The organism is Lysobacter sp. P5_C4 (assembly GCF_054049695.1).
The window spans coordinates 1-632 of sequence record NZ_JBFULX010000014.1; the positions used below are offsets into that span (position 1 = coordinate 1).

A 632-nucleotide genomic window follows, 5' to 3' on the forward strand; every position below is an offset into this window, starting at 1 on the left:
TATCAACACCAATGCGCGGTTGTACATTTCCTCGAAATAATTCGAAGCAAAGAACAAGCCATCCCACTGAAAACCGAGCCATGCCACATCGGCTTTAATGGATTCCACATATTCCGTATCTTCCTTAACCGGATTCGTATCATCGAAGCGAAGGTTCGTTAACCCTTTGAATTCATCCGCAAGCTCAAAATTAAGACAGATCGACTTCGCATGTCCTATATGAAGGTAACCGTTCGGCTCCGGGGGAAATCGGGTGATTACCTGACTGACTTTGCCTGATTTCAGATCTTCGTTTACAATGTTCTTAATGAAATTGGATGGAGTGCTTACTGTTGTACTCTTCGTTTCCATATTCGCCCAGCCTTTCTCCCACGGGTTAAAGTTTTATTTTCTATCATACACTAAATCTTACTAAAATATAAAGGAGCCAGCGACATGGAGACATTCGAACATTATTTAGATAAATATGCAGAGCTTGCGATTCGTGTAGGATTAAACGTACAAAAAGACCAAACAGTCGTCATCATGACTCCGATCGCCTGCGCTGACTTCGTGCGCAAGCTAACGAAAAAGGCTTACGACGCTGGCGCCAAAGATGTCGTCATCGATTGGGACGACGATGAAGTGAAAGC

2 protein-coding genes are annotated in these 632 nt (G+C 43.5%); one reads left to right on the forward strand and one right to left on the reverse strand.

Annotated elements, in window-relative coordinates:
• A partial coding sequence (locus ACXJJ8_RS15415; RefSeq protein ID WP_499031860.1) for a glutamate--tRNA ligase family protein occupies positions 1-351 on the reverse strand: 351 nt, incomplete at its 3' end.
• Between the two features lie 84 nt (positions 352-435).
• Here ACXJJ8_RS15415 and ACXJJ8_RS15420 point away from each other — a divergent pair.
• On the forward strand, positions 436-632 hold a 197-nt coding region (locus ACXJJ8_RS15420), incomplete at its 3' end, for an aminopeptidase (RefSeq protein WP_499031862.1).